The sequence below is a fragment of the Pseudomonas sp. LF020 genome (assembly GCF_053456425.1).
In genome coordinates this window covers 1-21,305 of sequence record NZ_JBRFIX010000006.1, presented here as the reverse complement: position 1 = coordinate 21,305, position 21,305 = coordinate 1, and the positions used below count along the sequence as shown (strand labels likewise).

Sequence of the window (21,305 nt, the reverse complement as noted above, 5' to 3'; positions counted from 1 at the left end):
TATAGCCCAAGTCACGCCGTGGCAGGGGCAATGAAGGAAATTCCGGTGCGCAGGGCGGCGTTGCGCACGTGTTCCTGCATGGCCTTCTGGGCCGCAGCGGATGCCCGGCGCGCCAGCGCACGAAGGATCTTGCGGTGCTCCTGCCAGGTTTCCATCGCCCGCTCGGCGCGGATGAACGGTAGCTTCTGGCTCTCCAGAAAGATTTCGGCGCTGGCGGTGAGGATGCTCAGCATCGCCTGATTGCCGCTGGCCAGCAGAATGCGCCGGTGAAATTCGAAGTCGAGTTTCGCCGCCGCCTCGAAATCGCCGGCCTTCAATTGCTCGCGCATCGCCGCGACGTTGTCCTCCAGCGCATCCAGGTCGAACGTGCTCAGGGTCACCGCTGCCAGCCCGGCGGCAAAACCCTCCAGCGCATAGCGCAACTGAAAGATGTCCAGCGGCGAAGCCTGCGCCGCAAACGGCCAGCCCGGCGCATTGTCACCTTGCGCAATCTCCACCGGCGCCTGTACGAACACGCCTTTGCCCGGCTGGATAGTGACCACACCCAGCGCACTGAGCGACGACAGCGCCTCGCGCAACGACGCCCGGCTGACCCCCAGTTGCACCGCCAGATCCCGTTGCGACGGCAACGCATCGCCCGCACCGAAACCCTGCTCGGTGATCAGTTTGCGAATCGCTTGCAGCGCCACTTCGGGTACGGCGCGAGAGATCGAGTTCATGGTTTTTCGGACGAGCCAGGCCAAGGTGCGGCTAGTTGTAAAGCTATTCACCGGATCCGGCAAGTCGTGCCCCAGCAGGGTTCGGCGCCCGCTGCCGATGCGCTATCGGGGTGCGAAATACAACCTGACTGTTCAGACCAGTAAGACCGAACAAACCCGGCAAACCCGCGGCCTGCCGGGGATGAATCCGAGTATTGGCACGGCGCATGCTCTGTCCGATCGCAGAAATCACTTCCCGCCGATCCGGAGATTTGCCATGAGCCTGCGTTACAGCGCCCTCCTCACCGCCCTGTTTGCCAGCCTGATGCTGAGCCAGGCCCCCGCCCATGCCGACGGTCTGGGCGACGTGGTCAAACGCGGCACACTGAAAGTCGCCGTGCCTCAGGACTTCCCGCCGTTCGGCTCGGTCGGCCCGGACATGAAACCCCGTGGCCTGGACATCGACACGGCAAAACTGCTGGCCGAGCAACTCAAGGTCAAACTCGAGCTGACCCCGGTCAACAGCACCAACCGCATTCCGTTCCTCACCACCGGCAAGGTCGATCTGGTGATCTCCAGCCTGGGCAAGAACCCGGAGCGCGAGAAAGTCATCGACTTCTCCCACGCCTACGCACCGTTCTACCTCGCCGTGTTCGGCCCGCCTGATGCCGCCATCTCTACGCTCGACGACCTTAAAGGCAAAACCATCAGCGTCACCCGTGGCGCGATCGAAGACATCGAGCTGACCAAGGTCGCCCCCGAAGGCGTGACCATCAAACGTTTCGAAGACAACAACTCGACCATCGCCGCCTACCTCGCCGGGCAAGTGGACCTGATCGCCAGCGGCAACGTGGTGATGGTGGCGATCAGCGAGAAGAACCCGAAACGCGTGCCGGCGCTGAAAGTGAAGCTCAAGGATTCGCCGGTCTACGTCGGCGTCAACAAGAACGAGCCGGCGCTGCTGGGCAAGGTCAACGAGATCCTCGCCACCGCCAAGGCTGATGGTGCGCTGGAGAAAAACTCGCAGACCTGGCTCAAGGAGCCACTGCCGGCCGATCTCTGATCGGGCGCGCGGGAGACAATCGATGGCTTATCAGTTCGATTTCATGCCGGTGCTGCAAAACACCGACCTGCTGTTGCGCGGCGCCCTGTTCACCCTGGAACTGACGGCCATTGGTGCGCTGTTCGGGGTTGGCGTGGGCATCGTCGGCGCGCTGGTGCGGGCGTGGAACATCCGCCCGTTCTCGGCACTCTTCGGCGTCTACGTCGAGTTGATCCGCAACACGCCGTTTCTGGTGCAGCTGTTCTTCATCTTCTTCGGCCTGCCGTCGCTTGGGGTGCAGATTTCCGAGTGGCAGGCAGCGGTGCTGGCGATGGTGATCAACCTCGGTGCGTACTCGACCGAGATCATTCGCGCCGGCATCCAGGCGATCCCGCGCGGCCAACTGGAAGCCGCCGCCGCACTGGCGATGAGCCGTTTCGAAGCGTTCCGCCACGTGATCCTGCTGCCGGCACTGGGCAAGGTCTGGCCGGCCCTGAGCAGCCAGATCATCATCGTCATGCTCGGCTCGGCGGTGTGTTCGCAGATCGCCACCGAAGAGCTGAGCTTCGCTGCCAACTTCATTCAGTCGCGCAACTTCCGCGCCTTTGAAACCTATGCGCTGACCACGCTGATCTACCTGTGCATGGCGCTGCTGATCCGCCAGTTGCTGAACTGGGTCGGTCGCCGCTATATCGCAAGGAGCAGCCGATGAGCGACTTCACCTTCTGGGACATCCTGCGCAACCTGCTTACCGGTCTGCAATGGACGCTGGCGCTGTCGCTGGTGGCGTTCATTGGCGGCGGGATCGTCGGGCTGCTGATTCTGGTCATGCGCATCTCGAAGAACCCGTTGCCGAGCAACATCGCTCGCACCTGGATCGAATTGTTCCAGGGCACACCGTTGCTGATGCAACTGTTTCTGGTGTTCTTCGGCGTGGCGCTGGCCGGGATTGAAATCTCGCCGTGGATGGCGGCGGCGATTGCCCTGACCCTGTTTACCAGTGCCTATCTGGCGGAGATCTGGCGCGGTTGCGTCGAAGCGATCCCCAATGGCCAGTGGGAAGCCTCGTCGAGCCTGGCACTGAATCCACTGGAGCAGTTGCGCTACGTGATCCTGCCGCAGGCGCTGCGCATCGCGGTGGCGCCGACCGTGGGTTTCTCGGTGCAAGTGGTGAAAGGCACGGCGGTGACCTCGATCATCGGCTTCACCGAGCTGACCAAGACCGGCGGCATGCTCGCCAACGCCACCTTCGAACCGTTCATGGTCTACGGCCTCGTCGCCCTCGGCTACTTCCTGCTCTGCTACCCCTTGTCGCTCAGTGCGCGCTACCTGGAAAGGAGACTGCATGCCTCTGCTTAGAATTTCCGCCCTGCATAAATACTACGGCGACCACCACGTGCTCAAAGGCATCGACCTGAGCGTCGAGGAAGGCCAGGTGGTGGCGATCATCGGCCGCAGCGGCTCGGGTAAATCGACCCTGCTGCGCACCCTCAACGGCCTGGAGTCGATCAACGACGGTGTGATCGAAGTCGACGGCGAATACCTCGACGCCGCCCGCGCCGATCTGCGCAGCTTGCGGCAGAAAGTCGGCATGGTGTTCCAGCAGTTCAACCTGTTCCCGCACCTGACCGTGGGCGAAAACGTGATGCTCGCCCCGCAAGTGGTGCAAAAAGTACCGAAGGCCAAGGCGGCCGAACTGGCGCGCAAGATGCTTGAGCGCGTCGGGCTGGGGGAGAAGTTCGACGCCTTCCCGGATCGTTTGTCCGGTGGGCAGCAACAGCGGGTGGCGATTGCCCGGGCGCTGGCGATGTCACCGAAAGTGTTGCTGTGCGATGAGATCACTTCGGCGCTGGACCCGGAACTGGTCAACGAAGTGCTCGCCGTGGTGCGCCAACTGGCCAAGGAAGGCATGACCTTGATCATGGTCACCCACGAAATGCGCTTTGCCCGGGAAGTCGGCGACAAACTGGTGTTCATGCACCATGGCAAAGTGCATGAAGTGGGGGATCCGAAGGTGTTGTTTGCCCATCCGCAGACGGCGGAGCTGGCGAATTTCATTGGTACCGTGGAAGCCGCCAACTGAGCCGGCACATCCTCTGTGGCGAGGGAGCTTGCTCCCGCTCGGCTGCGCGGCAGTCGTGAAACCTGTCGACCGCGATTTGCCTGAATCGCAAGGTGAATGGCTTCAGGACCGCTTCGCAGCCCAGCGGGAGCAAGCTCCCTCGCCACAGAAGCTGTGTTGGATCAACGGTTTGAGCCATGCGCGTTGGCGTCAGCGTTTGATCGTGGCACGATGGCGGGGTTATCGACCGAGACCCCCTGACCATGCCGCAATCCAAAGCCAAGAATCTGTCCTTGATCGCCGCAATCGACCTGGGCTCCAACAGCTTCCACATGGTCGTGGCCAAGGCCCAGAACGGTGAAATCCGCATCCTGGAGCGCCTCGGAGAGAAAGTGCAGCTCGCCGCCGGTATCGACGATGAGCGCCATCTCAACGAAGAATCGATGCAGCGTGGCCTCGACTGCCTCAAGCGCTTTGCCCAACTGATCAACGGCATGCCACTGGGCGCCGTGCGGATCGTCGGCACCAACGCCCTGCGCGAAGCACGCAATCGCCTGGAATTCATCCACCGCGCCGAAGAGATCCTTGGCCACCCGGTGGAAGTCATCTCCGGCCGTGAAGAAGCGCGGCTGATTTATCTGGGCGTTTCGCACACCCTCGCCGACACCCCGGGCAAGCGCCTGGTGGCCGACATCGGCGGCGGCAGTACCGAATTCATCATCGGGCAGCGTTTTGAACCGCTGCTGCGCGAAAGCCTGCAAATGGGCTGCGTCAGCTTCACCCAGCGTTATTTCAAGGACGGCAAGATCACCCCGGCCCGTTACGCCCAGGCGTACACGGCGGCACGGCTGGAGATCATGAGCATCGAGCACGCCCTGCACCGCCTGACCTGGGATGAAGCCATCGGCTCCTCGGGCACCATCCGCGCCATCGGCCTGGCGCTGAAGGCCGGCGGGCATGGCACCGGTGAAGTGAATGCCGAAGGCCTGGCGTGGCTCAAGCGTCGCCTGTTCAAACTGGGTGACGTCGACAAGATCGACTTCGAAGGCATCAAGCCTGACCGTCGCGCGATCTTCCCGGCAGGCCTGGCAATTCTCGAGGCGATCTTCGACGCCCTCGAACTGCAGCGCATGGATCATTGCGAAGGCGCGCTGCGTGAAGGCGTGCTCTACGACCTGCTCGGCCGCCATCATCACGAAGACGTGCGCGAGCGCACCCTGACTTCGCTGATGGAGCGTTATCACGTCGATCTGGAACAAGCGGCGCGGGTTGAACGCAAAGCCCTGCACGCCTTCGATCAGGTTGCCGTGGATTGGGAGCTGGATGACGGTATCTGGCGCGAACTGCTCGGTTGGGCGGCGAAGGTCCACGAAGTCGGCCTCGACATCGCGCATTACCACTACCACAAGCACGGCGCCTACCTGATCGAACACTCGGATCTCGCCGGTTTCTCCCGTGAAGACCAGCAAATGCTCGCGTTGCTGGTGCGCGGCCATCGCCGTAACATCCCCAAGGACAAGTTCGCCGAGTTCGGTGACGACGGCGACAAGCTGATCCGCCTGTGCGTGCTGCTGCGCTTCGCCATCCTGTTCCACCACATCCGTGGCACCCAGGCGATGCCGCAAGTGACGCTGCACGCCAAAGGCAACACCCTTGACGTGGAATTCCCGGAGAACTGGCTGGATGAGAATCAGCTGACCCAGGCCGACTTTGGCCTCGAAGCCGACTGGCTGACGCGGGTTGGCATCGTGCTAACAGTCCACTGATAACCTTGTGGCGAGGGGATTTATCCCCGATGGACTGCGGAGCAGTCCCAGAATTCTTGGCGAAAAAGACCGGGGCCGCTTCGCGCCCATCGGGGATAAATCCCCTCACCACGAATGAATGCATGTAGGTACAAAAAAGGCGATCCCGAGGGATCGCCTTTTTTATTGGGCTGAAGATCAGCTGCTCACCGGCAGAATCGGGCTGCCCAGACGTTCCAGCAAGGTCGCCTGCGCACTGCGCGGGTTCTGGTTGCCGGTTGGCGTGTTGCGGATGTAACGGCCATCCGACTGCAGGCTCCAGCTGTGGGTGTTGTCGGTCAGGTACAGCTCCAGCTCTTTCTTGACGCGGGTCAGCAGCTTCTTGCCTTCCACCGGGAAGCAAGTCTCGACGCGTTTGTCGAGGTTGCGTTCCATCCAGTCGGCGCTGGAGAGGAACATCTGCTCCTCGCCGCCGTTGAGGAAGTAGAACACTCGGGTGTGTTCAAGGAAGCGACCGATGATCGAGCGCACATGGATGTTGTGCGAAACCCCGGCAATCCCCGGACGCAGGCAGCACATGCCACGCACCACCAGATCGATGCGCACGCCGGACTGACTGGCCTTGTACAGCGCGCGAATGATCTTCGGATCGGTCAGCGAGTTGAACTTGGCAATGATGTGCGCCGGTTTGCCTTCGACGGCGAACTGGGTTTCCCGGGCAATCATGTCGAGCATGCCCTTCTTCAGGGTGAACGGCGCATGCAGCAGTTTCTTCATGCGCAGGGTTTTACCCATGCCGATCAACTGGCTGAACAGTTTGCCGACGTCTTCGCACAACGCGTCGTCGGAAGTCAGCAGGCTGTAGTCGGTGTACAGACGGGCGTTGCCGGCGTGGTAGTTACCGGTGCCGAGGTGCGCGTAACGCACGATCTCGCCGGCCTCGCGACGCAGGATCAGCATCATCTTGGCGTGGGTCTTGAAGCCGACCACGCCGTAGATCACCACCGCACCGGCCGCTTGCAGACGGCTGGCCAGTTGCAGGTTGGACTCTTCGTCGAAGCGTGCGCGCAGTTCGATGACCGCGGTGACTTCCTTGCCGTTACGCGCGGCGTCCACCAGCGCATCGACGATCTCGGAGTTGGCGCCAGAGCGGTACAGGGTCTGGCGCACCGCCAGAACATGCGGGTCCTTGGCGGCCTGACGCAGCAGATCGACCACCGGAGTGAACGACTCGAACGGGTGCAGCAGCAGGATGTCCTGCTTGCTCACGACGCTGAAAATGTTCTCGCTGTTCTGCAGCAGTTTCGGGATCTGCGGGGTGAACGGCGTGTATTGCAGCTCCGGGTGGCTGTCCAGACCGGTGATGCTGAACAGACGGGTCAGGTTGACCGGGCCGTTGACCTGATACAGCTCGGTCTCGCTCAGGTTGAACTGCTTGAGCAGATAGTCCGACAGGTGTTTCGGGCAAGTGTCGGCGACTTCCAGACGCACCGCATCGCCGTAGCGTCGCGAGAACAGTTCGCCACGCAGAGCGCGCGCAAGGTCTTCGACGTCTTCGGAGTCGAGCGCCAGGTCGGCGTTTCGGGTCAGGCGGAACTGGTAGCAACCCTTGACCTTCATGCCCTGGAACAGGTCATCGGCGTGGGCGTGGATCATCGACGAAAGGAACACATAGTTGTCGCCCGGGCCGCCTACTTCTTCCGGAACCTTGATGATCCGTGGCAGCAGGCGCGGTGCCGGGATGATCGCCAGACCGGAATCGCGACCGAAGGCGTCGATGCCTTCCAGTTCGACGATGAAGTTCAGGCTCTTGTTCACCAGCAACGGGAACGGGTGCGTCGGGTCGAGGCCGATCGGGGTGATGATCGGCGCGATCTCGTCGCGGAAGTAGCGGCGCACCCAGGTCTTGATCTTGGTCGTCCAGTGACGGCGACGGATGAAGCGCACCTGATGCTTTTCCAGTTCCGGCAGCAGGATGTCGTTGAGGATCGCGTACTGGCGGTCAACGTGACCGTGCACCAACTCGCTGATCCGCGCCAGCGCCTGATGCGGTTGCAGACCGTCGGCACCGGCCTGTTCGCGAGCGAAGGTGATCTGCTTTTTCAGGCCAGCGACGCGAATTTCAAAGAATTCGTCGAGGTTGCTGGAGAAGATCAGCAGGAACTTCAGCCGCTCCAGCAACGGATAGGACTCGTCCAGCGCCTGTTCCAGCACGCGGATGTTGAATTGCAGTTGCGAGAGCTCGCGGTGGATGTACAGGCTGCTGTCATCCAGCCCGGGGATCGCAATCACCGGCGCCGCCGCGACGGCTTCGGTGACCGGCGCGGGTGGCGCAGGCTCGAGTTCCGGCGGAGTTTCGGTGATTTGCTCCACCACCGGTTGAGCTTCTTTTACTGCAACTTCAGTGAGTCCTTCGGTATTCATCGAATGTTCCTGGGAGGGCTATTTCTGCTCTCGTAACAATTGAGCGGCACGGACAGCAAAGTAAGTCAGGATGCCATCAGCGCCGGCACGTTTAAAGGCGGTCAGTGATTCAAGAATTACCGCCTCGCTCAACCAGCCATTCTGGATCGCCGCCATGTGCATGGCGTATTCGCCGCTAACCTGATAGACGAAGGTCGGCACTTTGAAGGCATCTTTTACCCGGAAAAGAATGTCCAGGTACGGCATACCGGGTTTGACCATGACCATGTCCGCGCCTTCAGACAAGTCCGCGCCGACTTCGTGCAGCGCTTCGTCGCTGTTGGCCGGGTCCATCTGATACGAGGCCTTGTTGGCCTTGCCCAGATTCGCTGCCGACCCCACCGCATCGCGAAACGGCCCGTAATAGGCGCTGGCGTACTTGGCCGAATAGGCCATGATCCGCACGTTGACGTGGCCGGCAATCTCCAGTGCTTCGCGGATCGCCTGGATACGCCCGTCCATCATGTCCGACGGCGCCACGACCTGAGCACCGGCTTCAGCGTGGGACAGAGCCTGCTTGACCAGTGCGTCGACGGTAATGTCGTTCTGCACATAGCCTTCTTCATCGAGAATGCCGTCCTGACCGTGGGTGGTGAACGGATCAAGCGCGACGTCAGTGATCACTCCCAATTCCGGGAAACGCTCACGCAACGCGCGAGTGGCGCGCTGGGCAATGCCCTGCGGGTTCCAGGCTTCGGCAGCATCAAGGGATTTCAGTTCGACAGGCGTGACCGGGAACAACGCCAGCGCCGGAATCCCCAGTTCGACCCATTGCGCCGCTTCTTCAAGCAGCAGGTCGATGGTCAGGCGCTCGACACCGGGCATCGAGGCCACGGCTTCGCGACGGTTTTCACCCTCAAGCACAAACACCGGCAGGATCAGGTCATCGACCGTCAGCACATTTTCCCGCACCAGCCGACGCGAAAAATCATCACGACGGTTGCGACGCAAGCGAGTGGCGGGGAACAGACGATCGGCAGGGGTAAAGCTCACGGCGGACTCCTGAGCCCGCGCAAACGGGCGAGCGTGACAGTTATAGACGGCCATTATGACCAACAGATTACAGTTGTGCGTACCCCGTGACATGTAGCCGCATTCCATTGTTAGCGTAGGAATTGTTCACGTCGAGACACATTTCGACACTTTCATGAATGTGTCCGAAGGGTTAGGCTGCGCGTTCATTTCGCCAGCACCCAGACAATGCTCCAACAATTTCTGCATGACTTTGGCTACTTTGCCTTGTTCCTCGGCACGTTCTTCGAAGGCGAAACCATCCTGGTGCTCGCAGGCTTCCTCGCGTTCCGTGGATACATGGACATCAACCTGGTGGTGGTCGTGGCGTTCTTCGGCAGCTATGCCGGCGATCAGCTGTGGTACTTCCTGGGGCGCAAGCACGGGCGCAAATTGCTCGCGCGCAAACCGCGCTGGCAGATGATGGGCGACCGCGCGCTGGAGCACATCCGCAAGCACCCGGACATCTGGGTCCTGAGCTTCCGCTTCGTTTATGGCCTGCGCACGGTGATGCCGGTGGCGATCGGCCTGTCGGGTTATCCGCCGGGACGTTATCTGCTGCTCAACGGCATCGGCGCCGCAATCTGGGCCACCGCGCTGGCGGCCGCCGCCTACCACTTCGGCGCGGTCCTCGAGGGCATGCTCGGCAGCATCAAGAAGTACGAACTGTGGGTACTCGGCGCGCTGCTGATTCTTGGCGTTGGTCTGTGGCTACGTCGCCGCTTCAAGAATGCGCGCCTGGCCAAGCAGGTCTATGCCGACGAGCAAGCTGCAAAAGCGGCGCACCTGCTTCAAGCGGAGCAAACCAAACCCGCCGAACCTAAGACGCCAGCCGAGTAACGCGCTGGCGACAGCCATACAGCCCGATGCCGCTGAGCAGGCTGTAACCGAGCAAACCAGCCCAGGCCAACGGGCTGGCCGGCCATAGCCCCACCAGCGGCGCCAGCCACACCAGCGGCAGGTTCGACCCCAGCCGCAGCAGCTCGACCGTCAACGCCCACGGGCAATTTTCCAGGGCCACGCCCAGCGCAAACAAACCCCACGCCACCGCGCCCCAACCCAGCACCAACGCTGCGACTGGCAAATGCTGCGCCTGACCCATCAGGTAACTGCCCAGCGCGATATAGACGCAGAACTGCAACGCCACATACCACTGGCGGCGGCTGTCGAGCGGGACTTCGAATTTGCGGAAGCGGCTCAGGTCCGGCTTGTTCAGCGGGTACTTCGCCGCGACGTCTGCCGGGCGCCAACCGGTGCGCATGAACCAGATTCGCAGCTTGTCCCACGGGCGTTCGGCGCGGCGCGCGTCGTCCCACAACTGCGCATAAAACTGCACATTGGCCCACAGCGGATTCCAGCTCGCCAGCGGCGTGGTCACACCGAATATCACTGGCTCGTTGTCAACTTCTTCCTGAAACGTACCGAACAGCCGATCCCAAAGAATGAACACCCCGCCGTAGTTGCGATCCATGTAGAGAGCGTTCTGCGCATGGTGGGCACGATGATTGGATGGCGTAACGAAGAACCACTCGAACCAGCCGAGCTTGGGAATGTGCCGGGTGTGAACCCAAAACTGATACAGCAGATTCATCGCCGCGACACTGACGAACACCAGCAGCGGCACGCCGAGCACGGCCATCGGCAAATAGAAGATCCAGCCCAGCAGAAACCCGGTACTGGTCTGGCGCAACGCCGTGGAGAGATTGTACTCCTCGCTCTGGTGATGCACCGAGTGCGCGGCCCAGAGGATGTTGCGCTCGTGCCCCAAGCGGTGCAGCCAGTAATAGCAGAAGTCATAGAAGATGAAGGCCAACACCCAGACCCAGAGGCCGTTCGCCGGCAGCCTGAGCAGCGACAGATGTTCCAGGGCAAACGCATACGTCAGCAGTCCGAAACCTTTAGTCAGCAGTCCGGTAGTGGTCGACAACACCCCGGCGCTGAGACTGTTTACCGAGTCGGCGAGGCGATAGTGGCGGGTCCCGCGCCAACGATCGACAAGCAGCTCGGCGGCCATCAGCACGAAGAAAAACGGCACTGCATACAGAATGAAGTCCATGGCGCGCCCCGGTCGGATTCTATGGACAGATCCTAGGTGTAGCCGCCCTTTTCCCCTATGGCAACGCACGACAAATTAGTGGACATTTAGCGCCATGAATCTGGAGAGAAACCCATGAGCAAAAAAGTTGCAGTGATCCTGTCCGGCAGCGGCGTGTACGACGGCGCCGAGATCCACGAAAGTGTCATTACCCTGTTGCGTCTCGATCAACGCGGCGCGCAGGTACAGTGCTTCGCGCCGAACATCGCGCAATTGCATGTGATCAATCACCTGACCGGTGAAGAAATGCCCGAGACGCGCAACGTGCTGGTGGAATCGGCGCGCATTGCCCGCGGCAACATCAAGGACATCCGCGAAGCCGACGTCGATGACTTCGACGCACTGATCGTGCCCGGCGGTTTCGGTGCGGCGAAGAACCTCTCGAACTTCGCCGTCGAAGGCGCCGGCTGCACCGTGCAGCCTGAAGTGCTGGCCTTGGCGGAAGCGTTTGCCGAAGCGGGCAAACCGGTGGGTCTGATGTGCATCTCGCCGGCGCTGGCAGCGAAAATCTACGGCCCGGGCGTGACCTGCACCATCGGCAATGACGCCGACACCGCCACCGCAATGAACAAGATGGGCGCCACCCACGAAGACTGCGCGGTGAGCGACATCATCGAAGACAAGGCGCGCAAACTGGTGACCACCCCGGCTTACATGCTGGCGCAGAACATCAGTGAGGCGGCTTCGGGGATCAACAAACTGGTTGATCGCGTTCTGGAACTGACCCACGAGAACGACGCCTGACACGACCTTTCTGAAGGGTTTTTGTGGTGAGGGGATTTATCCCCGATGGCTGCGCAGCAGCCCCTTGCATCTTGAAGCACTGGGCCTGCTGCGCAGGCCATCGGGGATAAATCCCCTCACCACAGGTATACGGTTGAATCAGGGTTTGCGGGTCAGGCGCGTGAGGATCCGGTCCAGCGCATTGGCAAACGCCTGCTTCTCACGCTCGCCGAACGGCGCCAGGCCGCCGCTGATCTGGCCCTGTTCGCGCAGGTCGGTGAACAGGTTGCGCACCGCCAGTCGCTCGCCCATGTTCTGCGCGTCGAACTCCTTGCCCCGTGGATCCAGCGCCGCCACGCCCTTCTTCACCAGACGATCGGCCAGCGGAATATCGCTGCAGATCACCAGCTCACCAGGCACCGCGTGTTCCACCAGATAGTCGTCCGCCGCATCCGGGCCGCTGGGCACCACGATCAGTTTGACGATGGCCAGCCCCGGCTTGGTCTGCGGCTGCCCGGCCACCAGCACCACTTCGAACTGGCGCTTGAGGGCGAACTTCACCACCAGATCCTTGGCGGCCCGGGGGCAGGCGTCGGCATCGATCCATACACGCATGATTTTTTCCTTTTCTTAAAAGCATCGCGGGCAAGCCACGCTCCCACAAGGTTAACGCTAAACCTGTGGGAGCGGGCTTGCCCGCGAATGTGAGCGCCAGCGAATGCTTTTTAAGCGACGACCCGCCGCTTCTCGGCCATCCGGCTACGCCCATACAGCACAACAATCGCCAGAATCGCTACCGCCTGCGCCGTCAGCGAATAGGCATCGGCGTGAATCCCCAGCCAGTCGAATTCAAAGAACGCCACCGGCCGCGTGCCGAAGATCCCGGCCTCCTGCAAGGCCTTCACACCATGCCCGGCAAACACCACCGACAGCGCACAGAGCAGCCCGGCGTTGATGCTGAAGAACAGCGCCAGCGGCAGTTTCGCCGAGCCACGCAGGATCACCCAGGCCAGACCGATCAGCAGCACCAGTGCGGTCGCACCACCGGCCAGCACCGCGTCATGCCCGGCGGGGCCGGCCTGCAGCCACAGGGTTTCGTAGAACAGGATCACTTCGAACAGCTCGCGGTACACCGAGAAGAACGCGAGGATCGCAAAGCCGAAACGCCCGCCGCCGCCCACCAGACTCTGCTTGATGTAATCCTGCCAGGCAGCCGCGTGGCGCCGGTCGTGCATCCACACGCCAAGCCACAGCACCATGACGCTGGCGAACAGCGCCGTGGCGCCTTCGAGCAGTTCACGCTGCGAGCCGCTGACGTCGATCACATACGCCGCCAGCGCCCAGGTGCCAAGACCGGCGAGCAGCGCCAGGCCCCAACCGATGTTGACGCTGCGCACCGCCGACTGCTGGCCGGTGTTGCGCAGGAACGCGAGGATCGCCGCCAGCACCAGAATCGCTTCGAGGCCTTCGCGCAGCAGAATCAGCAGGCCGGAAATAAAACTCAGCGACCAGCTCAGGCCATCGCTGCCGAGCAGTTCTGCAGACTCTTTCAATTTGCCCTTGGCTGCGTCCAGGCGTTGTTCGGCCTGCGCCACCGGCAAGCCGTCCTGCAACGACTGACGGTAGGCCATCAGCGATTTTTCGGTGTCCTTGCGCACGTTGGCGTCAACGTTATCCAGCGAGCTTTCGACCAGTTCGAAGCCCTCCAGATACGCCGCCACCGACAGGTCATAGGCCTGATCGTGATCGCCGGCGCGGTACGCCGCCAGACTCTTGTCCAGCGTGGCGGCGGTGTAGTCGAGCAACTGCGCCGGGCCACGCTTGACCTGCGGCGGCTGCGCGCGTTGGGCGCGGAAGGTTGCGGCGACCTGCGGGCCTTCGGCGGCCTGCACTTCGGCCGGCGTCTGGCGCGCCAGATCGGCGATATTGAAGGTCTTGTCGGACTTTGCTGAGGCCGGGTCGGCACTGAAACCGGCGATGTAGGTCACCAGATCCCAACGCTGACGGTCTTCCAGTTGATCGGCGAAGGCCGGCATGTCGGTGCCTTCGACGCCCTGGCCGAGGGTGCTGTAGATCGCGTACAGGCTCAGATGATCGATGCGTGCGGCATCGCGCAGATTGGCCGGTGGTGGCGTCATGCCGAGGCCTGCCGGACCGTCGCCGACACCGGTGTCGCCATGACAGACCGAACAGTTCTGCGCGTACAGCGGCGCGCCCCGGGTCGGATCGGGAGTGATGATCGGCGCCTGGCTGACTTCATACGCCACCGCCAGTTTCGCCCCCAGTTGTCGCGCCTGACGGGCGACTTCGGAACCCTCCTGCTTCGCGCTGATGGCCGCGTGCAACGCTTCGACGCCCTGCTCCAGCGCAGCCTTCTCCGGTTTGGCCGGCAGACCTGCGATCAGCCCTTGCAGCACCTGGGTGAACTCCAGTTGCTCACGGTATTCGCCGTCATCGACGACCTTGCCCGCCTCGACTGTCGGCGGGTAATCGGCGCTGATGTAATCGAGCAGGTGCAGCGCCTGCGGGGCGCCCTCCACGGTGTCGGCCAGCAGGTTGAAGCTGCTCAGGGCGCACAGAGGGAACACCAGCCAGGCCAGGAATCGGGACGCGGCAGTCATGAATGAGTCTCAAATGGAAATGCGAAGTTACATATTGTTCACTTCGAACGCCTGTCACTCAAGCTTTGTCGACGTCTCGTGGCGTTTTAGCGCAACGCTGTGGCGGTGTTGCGGTAGTGCTCAAGCATGAACTCGACGAACACCTGCACCTTCAGCGCCACATGCCGGGCATGCGGATAGAGCGCGTAATAGTGACGCTGGCCGAGGCTGTAGTTAGGCAGGATCTGCACCAGTCGGCCACTGAGCAGATCGTCCTGCACGGTGGCTCGGGTGAACGCGGCAATGCCGACTCCGGCCAACGCGGCGGCGTGCAGCGAACTGATCGAATCGGCCTTGAACCGCCCCTGCACGCGCACACCAGTGGTGAGCCCGCGCGCGTCGGTCAGCGTCCAGTCGCTGCCGCCGGCAAACGCCAGTAACTGCTGCCCGACGAGTTCGCGCACCTGACGCACCAGACCGTTGCGCGCCACATACACAGGCGAAGCCACCAGCAGCAAATCCGAAACGGTCAACAACCGCGCCACCATGGACGAATCGGCCAATGGCCCGCAGATGCGCAGCGCCACATCAAAGCCCTCAGCGATCAGATCGACGAAACGGTCATCGCAGGACAGGTCCACCTCGATCTCGGGATAGCGCTGCTGAAACGCCGGCAGCCAGCTTGCCAGCTCCAGCGTACCGATGACCATCGGCGCGCTGATTCGCAGCACACCGCTGGGGCGCTCATGCGCCTGACCCACCGCCAGCGCGGCCTGATCGAGGCGTTCGAGAATGTCCACGCACGCCGCGTAATACTGCTGCCCCGCCGTGGTCAGGCTGAACCCACGAGTGTTGCGATTGATCAGCCGCGTGCCGAGTTCGCTTTCCAGCTGCTGCAACTGCCGGGAGATGGTCGAGTGAGTGGTGTCGAGGCGCTCGGCGGCGGCGCTGAACCCGCGACACTCGACGATGCAACGAAACGCGCGCATTGCCAGCAGTTGATTCATTGATGTTCCGCAGTGGGTTAAGTCTCAGGCCGGCAAGGCTAGCTCAATCCCGTCGCTCATCCCACCGGTCAGTCCACACTCGACGGGTGCGATTGACGACGAAAAAAATGACGCATCACTTAGCCACTATCGCCCCCTATAATGCGCCACCTGCCGTATTACCCGCTCAAGGATGAACCTCTTCATGCGCCATCGCTTGCTGCTGCCGCTGTTGATTGCCGCCGTTTTGCAACTCAACGGCTGTGGTGCATATCGCAATTACGACCTGGAACTGCAACAGACCACTGACCAGTTCAAGGCCGGCAACATCGACGGTGCTCTGACGCTGATCGAAGCGCACAACCCGGACCCGGAAAAAGACCTGCTCTACTACTTCGAAAAAGGCGCCGTACTCAGCGCTGGCGGCGCACTGCCGCAGAGCCAGACAACCTGGCGCAGCGCCGAGCAGATGATCATCGAACGTCAGGACACGATCGAGACCACCGGCGACAAGTTGCTCGCGGCGATGGGCAACCAATGGGGCAGCATCATCAATGACAAGCTGCGGCGCTACGATGGCTACGACTATGAAAAAGTCATGCTGACCACGCAAATGGCTCTCAACCAGTTGGCGGTGAATGACTTCGACGGCGCCCGTGCCGACATCAAGAAAACCCACGAACGCGAAGCGTTGATCGCCCGGCAACGGGAACTGGAATACGAAAAGGTCGAGGAAGCCGCCAAGGCCCAGGGCGCGCGCGTGCACTACAAGGATCTGCAGGGTTATCCGGTGGTGATGCTCGAATCCCCGGCAGTGATCGCCCTGAAAAACGGTTACCAGAGCGCCTTCAGTCACTATCTCGCCGGCTTCACCTATGAGGCGCTCGGCGAAAAAGACCTGGCGGCGCCCGGTTATCGTCAGGCCATCGAACTGCGCCCGGACCTGCCGTTTTTCCAACAGGCATTGCGCGACCTCGACAGCCCCGGACTCAAGACCGACGAAAGCGATGTGCTGATCATCGTGCAAAGTGGGCTGGCGCCGGCCCGCAGTTCGGTGCGGGTACCGTATCCGGTGCAACTCAAGGACGGCCAGGTGATCGTCACCAATATTTCCTTCCCGGTGATGGTGCCGGATAACTCCACCGCGCCGTTCAATCAGGTCCGCATCGACGGTCTCGAGAAAAAGCTGATCGCGGTCAACAGCATCACCGATATGTCTTTGCGCACACTGCGTGACGACATGCCCGGGATTATCCAGCGCACCACCTACCGTGCCTTCCTCGCGGCAGACGTTCAGGGCACCGACAATCGCCGCAATCCGGCCAAGGCCTCGTACGTCACCCAGTGGGATGGTTTCGAGCAGGCCGACACCCGCACCTGGCGCACCCTGCCCAACCTGACACAGGTCGTGCGCCTGCGTCTGAAAAAGGGCGAACACCAGATCAGCCTGCCGAACACGTCAGGCGCTCCAGTGAATATCCGCATCGACCAGAAGCGCCAGATGATCGGCCTGCGCGTGCTGGGCGAGCGGATCTACGCAAACGGCAGCGCTTTTCAACCTGCCACGTCGCTGGGAAATCGCGTATCCGCCCTGAAATAAGTAATGGCACCAAACTAACAAGTGCGATTAAAAAGCTATTACATGGCCAGCATCGCCTGCTTATAATGCCGCGCCCGCGCTATCGCGACGCGGCATAAAAGCTCCTCTGGTTATGAGGAATTGGCAGGAGGCCAGCGCCACTGTCGATGGGTCACACCAGCCCGACCAGCACCGGCGGCTGATGCAGTTACTAGCTCAGGGAAGAAGTACCCCCATGGCATTGCGCACTCCCACCTTGATCGCGCTCAGCGCTGTCACTCTGCTGTCCGGCTGTTCGGCGTTCCGCAACTACGATTCGGAACTGGCCCAGACCAACCAGCAACTGGCATCCGGCAACGTCGACGCCGCGCTGACCCTGCTGGAAAAGAACAACACCGGCCCCGACAAAGACCTGCTCTATTACTTCGAGAAAGGTGAGCTGCTGCGCGCCAAGGGCGACCTGTCCGGCAGCCAGAATGCCTGGACCAGCGCTGATCAGGTGGTTGGCCAGTGGGAAGATTCGGTCAAGCTCGATACCGGTAAATACCTGGCGCAGTTCGGCAGCTTCCTGGTCAACGACAAGGTGCGTCGCTACGAAGGCTACGACTACGAAAAAGTCATGCTGACCACGCAGATGGCCCTCAACCTGCTGGCCGTCAACGACTTCGACGGCGCCCGCACCGCGATCAAGAAAACTCACGAACGTGAAGCGGTGATCGCTGACCTGCGCGACAAGGAATACCTCAAGAGCGAGGAAGAGGCCGAGAAAGAAGGGATCAAGACCCAGTACAAGGATCTGCAGGGCTACCCGGTCGCCAGCCTCGACGCGCCGGAAGTGGTCGGCCTGAAAAACAGCTACCAGAGTGCGTTCAGCCATTACCTGGCCGGTTTCGTCTACGAAGCCCTGGGCGAGAAAGACCTGGCTGCACCGGGCTATCGCAAGGCGGCCGAACTGCGCCCGAACACCCCGCTGCTGGAACAGGCGCTGGTCAACCTCGACAAGCCGAGCAAGTCTGACGACAGCGACATCCTGATCGTGGTGCAAAGCGGTCTGGCACCCTCGCGTGATTCGATCCGCGTGCCGCTGCCATTGCCGATCTCCAACAATGTGGTGATCACTCCACTGTCGTTCCCGATCATCAAGCCTGACACCTCCACTGCGCCGTTCGCGCAGATTGGCGTCGATGGCCAGCAAGTCAACCTGACCGCCCTCAACAGCACCACCGCCATGTCGCGCCGCGCCCTGCGCGATGACATGCCGGGGATCATTGTGCGCACCACCGTGCGCGCAATCACCAAAGGCGTGGCGCAGAAGAAGATCAACGAAACCAACCCGCTGGCCGGTCTGGCCGTGGGTATTTCTTCAGCTGTGCTGGAAGGTGCCGATACCCGTACGTGGCGCACCCTGCCGGACAACACCCAGGTGGTGCGTCTGCGCTTGAAGAAAGGCGAGCACCAAGTCAGTCTGCCGAGCGCCGTCGGCGGTTCGCTGGTCAAGGTCACCGTCGATCAGCGTTATCAAGTGATCAGCCTGCGTGCCGTGGGCAATCAGGTGTTTGCCGGTGGCGTCGCCGCCCATGTCATCCCGAGCGCCGGCGCGACTAACGTCGCCAGCCTCAAACAACCTTAAGAACGGAGTCTTTGCATGCGCTTCAAACTCTTCGCCGTTGCCGCTCTCGCCGTGCTGGCCAGCGGCTGCGCCACCCCGCCACCACCGGAGCCGGGCAGCGCCGCGAGCAAGGTCGTGGCCATGGGCCCGCAGAAACACATTGCGGTCGGCGCCATGCGCGTCGCCCGTGAGAACGGCTTCATGACCGTCAATGTGCAGTTGACCAACACCCTCAACAGCAACAAGACGTTCTACTACCGTTTCGCCTGGCTGGGCCCGGAAGGTTTCCCGATCGCCGAGGAAGAAGTCTGGAAAAGCCAGATGATGTACGGAGCCCAGACCGGCTTCATCCAGGGCATCGCCCCGACCCCGAAAGCCGTGGATTTCCGTCTGGAACTCAAGACGCCTTAAGCCCGCCACCCTATTCCTGTTTTAGAGAGCATTCCCATGTTTGCACGCTTTTCCCTGATCGCTGTCCTCGCCCTGCTGGCTTCCGGTTGCGCCAACACCTCGCCGACCCTGGGTAGCAAGAACATCAGCTACGGCGACACCAAAGCGGTTGAAACCGTGACCAACGAATTCGGCTCGACCGACCTGCAAATGATCGCCGAATCGATGACCCGCTCGCTGGCCCAGTCCGGCATTCTGCAGGGCCGCCCGGTGGTGCAGGTTTACGACGTGAAGAACAAGACCAGCGAGTACATCGATACCCGCGAAATCACCACCAGCATCAAGACTCAATTGATGAAGTCCGGCACCGCCCGCTTCGCCAGCGACAACACCGCGATGCAGAGCCAGGTGGACCAGCTCAAGCTGCAGAACCAGAGCGGCCTGTACAAGAAGAGCACCGTGGCCAAGACTGGCAACATGATCGCCGCCAAGTACCGTCTGGAAGGCTCGATCAGCTCGATCGTCAAGCGCAGCAGCGACTACAAGGACGTCTTCTACAAATTCAGCCTGCAACTGATCGACGTCGAAAGCGGTCTGGCCGAATGGATGGACGAAAAAGAGATCCGCAAAACCACGGAGCGTTAATTGATGCGCGCATGGATTGGCATGATGGCCCTGGCTTGCGCGTTCAGCGTGCAAGCGGCCCCGAAAGTCGCGGTGACGGATCTGGCGTATCAGGAGCGTGTGGAGCAATACATCCACATCGTTTCGGCGCAGAACAATTACCGCGAGGGTTACTACAGCTCCAGTGGTTCCTCGAACTACAACGAGCTGGAAGCGACCACCAGCTACATCGAACAGGGTGAACTGCGTAAATTCACCGGCGACATCAAGGGTGAGATTCTGCGCACCGGGATGTTCCAGCTGATGCAGGGCACGCCGTACACGGCGTCGTCCAAGGGTGACGTCTATGACGTGATCAAGCGCATCAAGGCCGGCAGCTTCAAGGGTGCCGATTACGTGCTGTTCGGCACCGTGTCGGACATCGACTTCACCCAGGACATGAACGAGCTGGCGCATACCGACAGCTACTCGGCGGTGCTCGGCCTGACGCTGGTGGCGGATTTCAGCCTGATCAACACCAAGACCTACGAGATCACCTCGGCCTTCACGGCGATGGGCGAAGCGCAGGACACCAAACTGGTGAATGGTCGCGACATCAAGATTTCGTTGAATCGCCCACGGGTGGTACGTGAAGTGTCGAAAGCGCTGGGTGAAGACGTGGCCGGGCAACTGAGCATGCAGCTCGGTGGCGGCGGTTACGAGCAGCCGCGTGAGGCGCAGCAGCGCAACAATCTGCCGCGTGATACCGCGCCGGTGATTTTGCACTGACTCTTGGCTGAACGCGTTCTGTGGCGAGGGAGCTTGCTCCCGCTGGGCTGCGAAGCAGACCCAAAAGCTTGTGAGCGCTGCGCACTCAAGCGGGAGCAAGCTCCCTCGCCACAATTGAGCGTCACGCCAAAGTCTTGGCGGATAAAAAAAGGCGACCTCAAGAGGTCGCCTTTTTTGTGGCCGATGTCTCGTCCTGAATAAGGTTTACACCTTCTGACTTCTCATCAGGAGGGTGCAATGGATACAGGTGCAAAACGCAGTCAGCGCGATTACACGCTGACTTTTAAATTGTCGGTTGTCGACCAAGTCGAAAAGGGCGAGTTGAGTTATAAAGAGGCTCAACGGCGCTACGGGATTCAGGGCAGGTCGACGGTGTTGGTTTGGTTACGTAAGCATGGTCGGCAGGACTGGAGCCAAGGCGCTTCCATTCGCTCCCAGAGGATCCGACCGATGGACGAGCCTAATTTGCCATTAACTCCCGAGCAGAGAATCAAAGAGCTTGAGGAGCAGTTGGCGCTGGCGAATCAGAAAGCCAAGTTCTTCGAAGACGTGGTCGATGTTCTGAAGAACGATTACGGCGTATCCGTCGTAAAAAAGCGGCCCGGCAAGTCGTTGCGCAAACCCAAACCCTGAGTGTCAGCAGGGCTTGCCAGTTTATGGCGATCAGTCGCCAAGCCTTTTACAAACGTGATCGGGTCTATCGAGCCCGGCTCGAGCAGGATCAGAAACCCATGCAGTTTGTGCAGGAGATCCGCGTACGCCAACCCTGCCTGGGCACACGCAAACTGCACTCGATGATGCATGAGAAACATGACAGGCCAGAACTGCATGTTGGTCGGGATCGTTTGTTTGAGGTTTTGCGTGAGCACCGGCAATTGGTTCGCAGGAAACGGGCCTATCACAAGACGAC

Annotated in this window: 19 protein-coding genes and 1 pseudogene; 13 read left to right on the top strand and 7 right to left on the bottom strand. The window is 61.2% G+C overall.

The window, feature by feature from the left end:
• Positions 1-11: 11 nt before the first annotated feature.
• Entirely contained in the window at positions 12-719 is a 708-nt protein-coding gene (locus tag ACU680_RS15375; protein WP_448179882.1) for a FadR/GntR family transcriptional regulator, read from the bottom strand.
• A gap of 256 nt (positions 720-975) precedes the next feature.
• Here ACU680_RS15375 and ACU680_RS15370 point away from each other — a divergent pair, with 256 nt between their 5' ends.
• The 5 genes from ACU680_RS15370 (at position 976) to ppx (ending at position 5,568) form a co-directional block, all read left to right on the top strand.
• Positions 976-1,761, top strand: a complete 786-nt coding sequence (locus ACU680_RS15370) for a transporter substrate-binding domain-containing protein (RefSeq protein WP_448179881.1) — start codon at positions 976-978, stop codon at positions 1,759-1,761.
• 22 nt (positions 1,762-1,783) lie between these two features.
• Positions 1,784-2,452 (top strand): amino acid ABC transporter permease, encoded by a 669-nt coding sequence (locus tag ACU680_RS15365; RefSeq protein ID WP_007968436.1) that lies wholly within the window; start codon positions 1,784-1,786, stop codon positions 2,450-2,452.
• Complete coding sequence (locus tag ACU680_RS15360) at positions 2,449-3,099, top strand: amino acid ABC transporter permease (RefSeq protein ID WP_007968438.1); 651 nt, start codon at positions 2,449-2,451, stop codon at positions 3,097-3,099. Before ACU680_RS15365 ends, ACU680_RS15360 begins: the two co-directional genes overlap by 4 nt.
• Entirely contained in the window at positions 3,086-3,823 is a 738-nt protein-coding gene (locus ACU680_RS15355; protein ID WP_007968440.1) for an amino acid ABC transporter ATP-binding protein, read from the top strand. Before ACU680_RS15360 ends, ACU680_RS15355 begins: the two co-directional genes overlap by 14 nt.
• Before the next feature lie 242 nt (positions 3,824-4,065).
• Positions 4,066-5,568 carry an exopolyphosphatase gene (gene ppx, locus ACU680_RS15350; RefSeq protein ID WP_400760829.1) on the top strand — a complete coding sequence of 501 codons (1,503 nt, stop codon included), beginning with the start codon at positions 4,066-4,068 and terminating at the stop codon, positions 5,566-5,568.
• A 177-nt stretch (positions 5,569-5,745) separates the two neighbouring features.
• On the opposite strand, the gene ppk1 is transcribed toward ppx, so the two are convergent.
• Entirely contained in the window at positions 5,746-7,971 is a 2,226-nt protein-coding gene (ppk1, locus tag ACU680_RS15345) for a polyphosphate kinase 1 (protein WP_041072035.1), read from the bottom strand.
• Positions 7,972-7,989: 18 nt separating this feature from the next.
• Positions 7,990-9,003, bottom strand: coding sequence for a porphobilinogen synthase (hemB, locus tag ACU680_RS15340; RefSeq protein ID WP_448179880.1), 1,014 nt, complete (start codon positions 9,001-9,003; stop codon positions 7,990-7,992).
• Positions 9,004-9,210: 207 nt separating this feature from the next.
• On the opposite strand from hemB, the gene ACU680_RS15335 reads away from it, so the two are divergent.
• Positions 9,211-9,861, top strand: a complete 651-nt coding sequence (locus ACU680_RS15335; protein WP_007968447.1) for a DedA family protein — start codon at positions 9,211-9,213, stop codon at positions 9,859-9,861.
• Here ACU680_RS15335 and ACU680_RS15330 read toward each other — a convergent pair.
• Positions 9,842-11,077: a sterol desaturase family protein gene (locus ACU680_RS15330; RefSeq protein ID WP_448179879.1), complete on the bottom strand. Its 1,236-nt coding sequence runs from the start codon at positions 11,075-11,077 to the stop codon at positions 9,842-9,844. The two genes, ACU680_RS15335 and ACU680_RS15330, sit on opposite strands and share 20 nt — an antisense overlap.
• A gap of 114 nt (positions 11,078-11,191) precedes the next feature.
• On the opposite strand from ACU680_RS15330, the gene elbB reads away from it, so the two are divergent.
• On the top strand, positions 11,192-11,860 hold the full coding sequence (elbB, locus tag ACU680_RS15325) for an isoprenoid biosynthesis glyoxalase ElbB (protein ID WP_448179878.1): 669 nt from the start codon (positions 11,192-11,194) through the stop codon (positions 11,858-11,860).
• Between the two features lie 138 nt (positions 11,861-11,998).
• Here elbB and ACU680_RS15320 read toward each other — a convergent pair whose 3' ends face one another.
• The 3 genes from ACU680_RS15320 to ACU680_RS15310 form a co-directional block, all read right to left on the bottom strand.
• Positions 11,999-12,454 (bottom strand): YaiI/YqxD family protein, encoded by a 456-nt coding sequence (locus tag ACU680_RS15320; RefSeq protein ID WP_448179877.1) that lies wholly within the window; start codon positions 12,452-12,454, stop codon positions 11,999-12,001.
• Between the two features lie 110 nt (positions 12,455-12,564).
• Positions 12,565-14,460, bottom strand: a complete 1,896-nt coding sequence (locus ACU680_RS15315; RefSeq protein WP_448179876.1) for an FTR1 family protein — start codon at positions 14,458-14,460, stop codon at positions 12,565-12,567.
• Positions 14,461-14,546: 86 nt separating this feature from the next.
• Positions 14,547-15,446 (bottom strand): LysR family transcriptional regulator, encoded by a 900-nt coding sequence (locus ACU680_RS15310; RefSeq protein WP_400760843.1) that lies wholly within the window; start codon positions 15,444-15,446, stop codon positions 14,547-14,549.
• 184 nt (positions 15,447-15,630) lie between these two features.
• Here ACU680_RS15310 and ACU680_RS15305 point away from each other — a divergent pair, with 184 nt between their 5' ends.
• The 6 genes and pseudogenes from ACU680_RS15305 to ACU680_RS15280 all read left to right on the top strand — a co-directional run.
• On the top strand, positions 15,631-17,025 hold the full coding sequence (locus tag ACU680_RS15305; RefSeq protein ID WP_448179875.1) for a COG3014 family protein: 1,395 nt from the start codon (positions 15,631-15,633) through the stop codon (positions 17,023-17,025).
• Positions 17,026-17,239: 214 nt separating this feature from the next.
• The gene (locus tag ACU680_RS15300; RefSeq protein WP_448179874.1) at positions 17,240-18,634 is read left to right on the top strand and encodes a COG3014 family protein; all 1,395 of its coding nucleotides are present in this window, start codon (positions 17,240-17,242) and stop codon (positions 18,632-18,634) included.
• A gap of 15 nt (positions 18,635-18,649) precedes the next feature.
• Positions 18,650-19,024 carry a YcfL family putative periplasmic lipoprotein gene (locus ACU680_RS15295; RefSeq protein WP_448179873.1) on the top strand — a complete coding sequence of 125 codons (375 nt, stop codon included), beginning with the start codon at positions 18,650-18,652 and terminating at the stop codon, positions 19,022-19,024.
• 36 nt (positions 19,025-19,060) lie between these two features.
• Positions 19,061-19,648, top strand: coding sequence for a penicillin-binding protein activator LpoB (gene lpoB / locus ACU680_RS15290; protein WP_003229365.1), 588 nt, complete (start codon positions 19,061-19,063; stop codon positions 19,646-19,648).
• 3 nt (positions 19,649-19,651) lie between these two features.
• Positions 19,652-20,395, top strand: a complete 744-nt coding sequence (locus ACU680_RS15285; protein WP_448179872.1) for a penicillin-binding protein activator LpoB — start codon at positions 19,652-19,654, stop codon at positions 20,393-20,395.
• A gap of 237 nt (positions 20,396-20,632) precedes the next feature.
• Positions 20,633-21,305, top strand: a pseudogene (locus tag ACU680_RS15280) (helix-turn-helix domain-containing protein); the annotation flags it as partial.

Excerpts from the sequence above, each read along its gene's own strand:
- ppx (WP_400760829.1), top strand. The coding sequence starts at position 4,066 with ATGCCGCAATCCAAAGCCAAGAATCTGTCCTTGATCGCCGCAATCGAC.
- ACU680_RS15295 (WP_448179873.1), top strand. The coding sequence starts at position 18,650 with ATGCGCTTCAAACTCTTCGCCGTTGCCGCTCTCGCCGTGCTGGCCAGC.
- lpoB (WP_003229365.1), top strand. The coding sequence starts at position 19,061 with ATGTTTGCACGCTTTTCCCTGATCGCTGTCCTCGCCCTGCTGGCTTCC.
- ACU680_RS15375 (WP_448179882.1), bottom strand. The coding sequence starts at position 719 with ATGAACTCGATCTCTCGCGCCGTACCCGAAGTGGCGCTGCAAGCGATT.
- ACU680_RS15315 (WP_448179876.1), bottom strand. The coding sequence starts at position 14,460 with ATGACTGCCGCGTCCCGATTCCTGGCCTGGCTGGTGTTCCCTCTGTGC.
- ACU680_RS15370 (WP_448179881.1), top strand. The coding sequence starts at position 976 with ATGAGCCTGCGTTACAGCGCCCTCCTCACCGCCCTGTTTGCCAGCCTG.
- ACU680_RS15365 (WP_007968436.1), top strand. The coding sequence starts at position 1,784 with ATGGCTTATCAGTTCGATTTCATGCCGGTGCTGCAAAACACCGACCTG.
- ppk1 (WP_041072035.1), bottom strand. The coding sequence starts at position 7,971 with ATGAATACCGAAGGACTCACTGAAGTTGCAGTAAAAGAAGCTCAACCG.
- ACU680_RS15335 (WP_007968447.1), top strand. The coding sequence starts at position 9,211 with ATGCTCCAACAATTTCTGCATGACTTTGGCTACTTTGCCTTGTTCCTC.
- ACU680_RS15355 (WP_007968440.1), top strand. The coding sequence starts at position 3,086 with ATGCCTCTGCTTAGAATTTCCGCCCTGCATAAATACTACGGCGACCAC.
- ACU680_RS15360 (WP_007968438.1), top strand. The coding sequence starts at position 2,449 with ATGAGCGACTTCACCTTCTGGGACATCCTGCGCAACCTGCTTACCGGT.
- ACU680_RS15305 (WP_448179875.1), top strand. The coding sequence starts at position 15,631 with ATGCGCCATCGCTTGCTGCTGCCGCTGTTGATTGCCGCCGTTTTGCAA.
- elbB (WP_448179878.1), top strand. The coding sequence starts at position 11,192 with ATGAGCAAAAAAGTTGCAGTGATCCTGTCCGGCAGCGGCGTGTACGAC.
- ACU680_RS15300 (WP_448179874.1), top strand. The coding sequence starts at position 17,240 with ATGGCATTGCGCACTCCCACCTTGATCGCGCTCAGCGCTGTCACTCTG.
- ACU680_RS15330 (WP_448179879.1), bottom strand. The coding sequence starts at position 11,077 with ATGGACTTCATTCTGTATGCAGTGCCGTTTTTCTTCGTGCTGATGGCC.
- ACU680_RS15285 (WP_448179872.1), top strand. The coding sequence starts at position 19,652 with ATGCGCGCATGGATTGGCATGATGGCCCTGGCTTGCGCGTTCAGCGTG.
- ACU680_RS15310 (WP_400760843.1), bottom strand. The coding sequence starts at position 15,446 with ATGAATCAACTGCTGGCAATGCGCGCGTTTCGTTGCATCGTCGAGTGT.
- ACU680_RS15320 (WP_448179877.1), bottom strand. The coding sequence starts at position 12,454 with ATGCGTGTATGGATCGATGCCGACGCCTGCCCCCGGGCCGCCAAGGAT.